This window comes from Maricaulis parjimensis (assembly GCF_016817355.1).
GTDB classification, from domain to species: Bacteria; Pseudomonadota; Alphaproteobacteria; order Caulobacterales; family Maricaulaceae; genus Maricaulis; species Maricaulis parjimensis.
Window position 1 is genome coordinate 138,013 of record NZ_JADOTT010000008.1, and the last position, 5,376, is coordinate 143,388.

The 5,376-nt window shown below is 65.4% G+C and carries 5 protein-coding genes and 1 tRNA gene; 1 reads left to right on the plus strand and 5 read right to left on the minus strand.

Annotated elements, in window-relative coordinates:
- Positions 1-64: 64 nt before the first annotated feature.
- The 5 genes from I0K07_RS13535 to I0K07_RS13555 form a co-directional block, all read right to left on the minus strand.
- Entirely contained in the window at positions 65-649 is a 585-nt protein-coding gene (locus tag I0K07_RS13535; protein ID WP_203294301.1) for a DUF805 domain-containing protein, read from the minus strand.
- A gap of 30 nt (positions 650-679) precedes the next feature.
- Positions 680-1,723 carry an ABC transporter ATP-binding protein gene (locus I0K07_RS13540; RefSeq protein ID WP_203294303.1) on the minus strand — a complete coding sequence of 348 codons (1,044 nt, stop codon included), beginning with the start codon at positions 1,721-1,723 and terminating at the stop codon, positions 680-682.
- Positions 1,720-3,297, minus strand: a complete 1,578-nt coding sequence (locus I0K07_RS13545; RefSeq protein ID WP_238934869.1) for an ABC transporter permease — start codon at positions 3,295-3,297, stop codon at positions 1,720-1,722. Before I0K07_RS13545 ends, I0K07_RS13540 begins: the two co-directional genes overlap by 4 nt.
- 47 nt (positions 3,298-3,344) lie before the next feature.
- Positions 3,345-4,406: an extracellular solute-binding protein gene (locus I0K07_RS13550; RefSeq protein WP_203294307.1), complete on the minus strand. Its 1,062-nt coding sequence runs from the start codon at positions 4,404-4,406 to the stop codon at positions 3,345-3,347.
- A gap of 273 nt (positions 4,407-4,679) precedes the next feature.
- Positions 4,680-4,754: transfer RNA gene (locus tag I0K07_RS13555), tRNA-Val, on the minus strand.
- A gap of 251 nt (positions 4,755-5,005) precedes the next feature.
- On the opposite strand from I0K07_RS13555, the gene I0K07_RS13560 reads away from it, so the two are divergent.
- On the plus strand, positions 5,006-5,224 hold the full coding sequence (locus I0K07_RS13560; RefSeq protein WP_203294309.1) for a phosphoglycolate phosphatase: 219 nt from the start codon (positions 5,006-5,008) through the stop codon (positions 5,222-5,224).
- The last annotated feature ends 152 nt before the right edge of the window (positions 5,225-5,376 follow it).

Below are 5,376 nucleotides of genomic sequence, written 5' to 3' on the forward strand. Positions count from 1 at the left end.
GCGACCTGACAGGTCGCCGTCACCAGTTCGTCCAGACGAAGCGGTGCGGTTTTTTGTTTGCGCGTCAGTCAGGGATGGGGCCGTGGCGCGTCGGTTTGGTGGTGCTGGATCCGGCAAGTTGGACTAGCAGCAGGACGATGGACAGCAGGTAGATGATATTGTTCGCAAAACCGGCGAAGAACAGCAGCAGGTCCGGTTCACCCGCCGTGAACTGGCTGAACAGGGTCGAGAAGATCGCCAAACCGGTCATCAGCAAAGTGACCGGGACCAGGGCGATGAAACCGCTCAGACCGCGATCGTGCAGGCGCCGGGTAGTCGCGGCGGCCAGCAGGGTGATGGCGAAAAGGCCGGCCCCTCCCATCGGCAGGAAAATTCCGGAAAGGTCGGGCGTGAAGCCTGCACCGGGGGCTAGCGTCGCGGAGTAGTGTCCCGGCGAACGCTCAATGTGGACAGCATCGGGGTTTTCAGCCGCGAAGGCCTCGATCTGTTCAATCACCCCGCCCATTCCCGTGGAAATACTGATCACGATGACAATGAGCAGCAGACCCAGCACTGACCCCGCATAGGGCCAGAAGATACCGGGGCGATCGCGTCCCGTGAACTCGGTCAGCTTGGAGAGATTGTGTTTGATCGCAGAGATGAAAGCCATGGTTTCCCCCGAAATCCGGCTCTTGAATTTCTAGCGTTTCACCACCGTCACATAAGCCGGATCCAGCTCCACGCTGACCCGGTCACCCTCATGCAGCGGTGAGGGGAAGGCGGTATGCGCGTGCCAGTGTGGCGTGTCGCCTTCGGCAGGCGCGAACTCCAGAACCAGATGCGTGCCGGCGGAGCGGCGGCGCTTGATGGCGAAACCGCCCGCTTCGTCCAGGCTGAGCGTGAAGGCTTGCGGGCGGATGAGTACATGCACCGGCCTGCCGTCCTCGAAACCGGCGGCATCCACCGCGCCGAAGGGCGTGTCCGCGCGGCCGTTCGTGACGTCCGCTTCGAAAATCTCGACATCACCCAGCAGGCGGGCGGCCGTGGCGCTGACCGGGCGCATCCAGACATCTTCCGGCGCACCGGTCTGGATGACACGGCCGGCATCCATCAGGGCCAGCTCGTCGGCGACCGCCATGGCCTCCTCGGCGTCATGGGTGACGATCATCGCCGTGGCACCCGCCGCCTTGAGTGTCTGTACCGTACGGTCGCGCAGCTCATGGCGCAGGCGGCGGTCGAGGCCTGAGAAGGGTTCGTCCAGCAGGATCACCGCCGGCGAGGGTGCCAGGGCCCGGGCCAGGGCAACGCGTTGTTGCTCGCCGCCGGAGAGTTCGTGCGGATAGGCTTTGGCCTTGTGGCCCAGTTCCGCCGCTTCCAGCTGTGCCTGGGCGATGGCTTTTGCGTCCTTGCCCTTCAGGCCGAAGGCGACATTGGACAGCGCGTCCAGATGCGGAAAGAGCGCATAATCCTGGAACACCATGCCGACGCGCCGCGTTTCCGGCGGGATATGGGTGCCGGCATTGCTCCAGACCGTATCGCCCAGCGCGATCTCGCCGCCATCGAGGCGTTCCAGACCGGCGATGGCGCGCAACAGAGTCGACTTGCCGCTGCCGGACGGGCCCAGCAGGGCGGTGATCCGGCCGGCATGCAGGTCGAGATCGGCCGAGGCCAGGGCGGCCTGACCCTTCTTCACATAGCGGCGCTGGGCACCGCGTACGCTCAACACTGTCTGCGTTTGGCTCATCCCGTCCCCGAAGGCGTTCGCGTCCTTGAGAGATAGCGCGCCACGAAGATCATGGGAATGAGGGCGACCATCGGGATGAGGAGAGAGGGCAGTGCGGCTTCGCCCAGACGCTCATCGGCGGCGTAGTTGTGGGCGATGATGGCCAGCGTGTCGTAATTGAAGGGCCGCAGGATCATGGTGGCCGGCAATTCCTTGAGCACTTCCACGAAGACCAGGAGACCGGCCGAGCACACGCCCGCTGCGATCAGCGGCCAGTGGACCCGCCACAGCGTTTCGCGCGCGCTGGCACCCAGCGTGCGGGCGGCCCCGTCCAGGGCGGGCGTGACCCGGCCCAGCGCAGCTTCGGACGGGCCGATGGCGGCAGCAGCAAAGCGCGAGAGATAGGCAAAGATGAGGGCAGCGGCGCCGCCGGTCAGCAGGATGGGGAAGACGCTGCCGGTGAGGGCTTCCCAGGCCGGATCGATCAGGCCTTGCGTGCCCGACAGGATGGCGATCACGCCGACAGCCGCCACAGCACCCGGTACCGCATAGCCCAGCCCGGCCGCGCGGGCCGAGGCTGTCGCCATGAAACCACCGCCGCGCAGGGCATAGGCTGTCGCCATGCCCAGCAGGGCGGCGCACAGGGCGCTGATACTGGCCAGGGTAAGGCTGTGGAAGGCGGCAGCGATGAGACCCGGGGCGGCCAGCTCGTTCAGGGCCAGCCAGGCCAGGCGTGCCAGCGGGATGACCAGACCCAGCATAAGCGGCGTCAGACAGGCGAGGACGGCGAGGCCGGACTGCCAGCCGGTCAGGACCAGACGCGGCGCCGGCTTGTGCTTGCCTGACGCGGCTGTGGTGCGGGCGCGGCGGCGCTGCATGCGTTCCAGGCTGAAGACGACCAGGGCGATGGCCACGAGGATCAAAGAGAGACGCGCGGCATCGACCAGGGAACCGGCTCCGCTCCAGGCGCGGATCAGACCGATCGAGAGCGTGGGCGCGCCGAGATAGGAAACGGTGCCGTAATCAGCGAGGCTTTCCATCATCACCAGGGCGACACCGGCGGCCAGGGCCGGGCGCGCCATGGGCAGGGAAGTGCGCCAGAAGGCAGTCACCGGTCCCGCGCCCAGCGTGCGGGCGGCGTTATAGGCGTCCGCCGATTGTCCGGTGAAGGCGTCGCGCGCCAGGAGGAAGATGTAGGGATAGAGGACCAGGGCGAACATCAGGCCCGCGCCCCAGCCGCCGCGGACGGTGGGGAAGAGCCCGCCTGTCCAGGCCTGCAGCGGCCCGCCGGCCTGGGAGAGGTCCAGCCAGGCATAGGCGGCGACATAGGCTGGCACCGCCAGCGGCAGGATGAGCACCCAGGAGAAGAGTTTGCGGCCCGGGAAGTCGGCCCGGGCGATCAGCCAGCCCAGACCGGTTCCGATCAGCGCCGCCCCGCCCGCGGCGACCAGGCCGACATAGACCGAATAGGCCAGATAGACGGGCAGGCGGGTACGGGCGAGGTGGAGGAGATAGTCGTCGCTCTGCCCGGTCAGGGCGATCCAGGCGACGGCAAAGACCGGAGCGGCGCACACAAGGGCAGCCAGGATCGCCAACAGTGTTGCGCGATCCGGCCAGAATCCCTTGTGCGTGCCCGCGGTCACTATTGCCAGCCGACGCGGTCGAAAATGCGCTGGGCGGTGGCGTTATTGTCGCCCAGTTCGGAGAGATTCCGCTCATCCGCCACGAAGGGCATCATGGCGTCCAGGGTCGGGTTTTCCCATTCCACATCGGGCATGACCGGGATCTCATTGGTCATCTCCGCGAACATGCGCTGGGCTTCGTCCGAAAACAGGAAGGCGATCAGCTCGCGCGCCTCTTCCGGATGCGGCGCATTCACGGCGATACCGGCCCCGGAGACATTCATGTGCGCGCCGGAGGTCTCCTGGTTCGGGAAGAGCAGGGTGACCGCCTCGGCAGCGGCCCGGTTGGCGACATCGCCGGACTGGGTCATCAGCGCATAATAATAGTGATTGGTGATGGCGACATCGCAATCGCCGGCGGCCACGCCGATGATCTGCGTGATGTCACCGCCCTGCGGCGGGCGCGCCATATTGGCAACGATGCCAGCGGCCCAGGCTTCCGCAGCCTCTTCGCCGGAGCGGGCGATGATGGAGGCGAGCAGGGACTGGTTATAGGCATTGCCGCTTTCACGGACGCAGACACGGCCTTCCCAGCGCGGATCGGCGAGGTCTTCATAGGTCGTGATCTCGCCCGGCTGAACACGCTGGTTGGAATAGGCGATCACGCGGGAGCGCCCGGCAAAGCCGACCCAATAGCCGTTCGGGTCGACCAGGTAATCGGCGACACCGGATGTGAATTCGGAGAAATCGGTCTGGGCGAAGAGGCCGGCTTCCTCGGCGCGGTGCAGGCGGGCGGCGTCGACCGTGATGATGACATCGGCCGGGCTGCGGGCACCGTCGGCGCGGATGCGCTCGATCAGCTGGTCGCCGCTGGCCTCCACCAGATTGATCTCGATACCGGTGGCTTCAGTGAAGGCGGCATAGACGGCGGCATCACTGCGATAGTGGCGGGCCGAGTAGAGATTGACGACGCGCGGCTCGTCGCTGGCACCCGTTTGCGCACCATTATCGCCAGAGGGCGAGCAGGCGGCGAGGAGGCTGGCGACAGCGCCTGCGGCGGCCAGGAGGTAAGCAGACTTCATGAATTCACCCCGATCAAGCGTTCAACCCGGCATCAACTGCCATTGTTGAGAATACTTCGCAAGAAGAGCCTGCAGGGATTCGACGCTTTTCGGGTGTGGTGTCCTGTCGCGGGCCAAGAAATCCACGTTTTCCACGCCGTATAAAGAATGCGCAATCCGGGCGGAAAACCGGCCGGATCAGGGCGGCGGCTGCCATACTTGTCCCCGCGCGTCGAGAGGGGCGGAAATCGGCCCCGGCGCGAAACCGGGAGAATATTGCGTGAAAGGTGGAAATGGTGGGCGATACTGGGATTGAACCAGTGACCCCCTCGGTGTGAACGAGGTGCTCTCCCGCTGAGCTAATCGCCCGATCCATGTCGGAAGGCGCTCGTATAAGCAGGGTCCATGGACCGGTCAACTACATGTGGAAGTTGAACTGCAGATGCGGCTCGACCCGGGTGCGACAACTTGCCACACCGTCACGCCCTCGTCATATGCAGCTGGCCCATATATCAGCCCTGTCCAAGCTGGAAATGCGGCCCTCGGGTCGATTCCTTCAATCACCCGATTGGACGTTAATCCCGGCCGGAATAGCCCCGGCCGCGTAGGAGGTTTTGTTCATGAGCAATGATCTGTGCACGCCCGAAGGTGCTCGCCGTCTTAAAGCGCGAATTGAAGCCTATTGGGCCGAGCGCGGCTATGATGTGAGTGTTGATCTCGTCGAAGCTGGCTTCATGCCGGCCATGCGCTCCGCGCGCACCGACGTGCGTTCCAACCTGGTCAATGGCATGCCGACCCGGCCGGCCAATGACACGGGCCGCGAGCGCCGCACCGCGTAAGCATCATCCCCTGGCGCGCCACAGATCGGCCAGCGCCTCGGGAACATCGCGAAAAGGGCCAGGATCGGTGAATTGAGGACATAGGGCAGGACCAGGCCGGAATGCCGGTCGGCATAAAACAGGAAGACCCCCATCACCACACTCGCAGCACC

Coding starts and splice junctions, on each gene's coding strand:
- I0K07_RS13560 (WP_203294309.1), top strand. CDS start 5,006: ATGAGCAATGATCTGTGCACGCCCGAAGGTGCTCGCCGTCTTAAAGCG.
- I0K07_RS13535 (WP_203294301.1), bottom strand. CDS start 649: ATGGCTTTCATCTCTGCGATCAAACACAATCTCTCCAAGCTGACCGAG.
- I0K07_RS13550 (WP_203294307.1), bottom strand. CDS start 4,406: ATGAAGTCTGCTTACCTCCTGGCCGCCGCAGGCGCTGTCGCCAGCCTC.
- I0K07_RS13540 (WP_203294303.1), bottom strand. CDS start 1,723: ATGAGCCAAACGCAGACAGTGTTGAGCGTACGCGGTGCCCAGCGCCGC.